General features: G+C 33.1%; 1 protein-coding gene. It reads right to left on the minus strand.

The genetic code is table 11. The annotated features are described in order from the left end of the window. Positions 1–188, minus strand: a 188-nt coding sequence (locus DVW83_RS16040) for an SPFH domain-containing protein (RefSeq protein WP_446717773.1), incomplete at its 3' end; no start/stop codon positions are given. Between the last annotated feature and the right edge of the window lie 102 nt (positions 189–290).

The following is a 290-nucleotide window of genomic DNA, read 5'->3' on the forward strand; positions in this document are numbered from 1 at the left end:
TCTCTTGTAGATACAGAAATATTTTTTGATTGGATAGTTTGCAAGCGAATTGGATATTTGATTACTTTGTCAACCACTACAAATTTCACACCTTGTGTCAGTGCTTCATCTTTGATCCCCCCATTCATTGAATAGCGAACTCCTACATATCCATTGTCGATTTTTTCAAAAAATGTAAATCCGCCAATTACTCAAATACCTAAAATCACTGCTCCTGTCACACCCAATTTGAATAATTTATTTTCGTTCATTATTTCTCCTCAAAGTATTTAAATTGACGACCTTTAGAA

Source organism: Enterococcus sp. VV15, assembly GCF_005236045.1.
Lineage (GTDB): Bacteria > Bacillota > Bacilli > Lactobacillales > Enterococcaceae > Enterococcus_B > Enterococcus_B durans.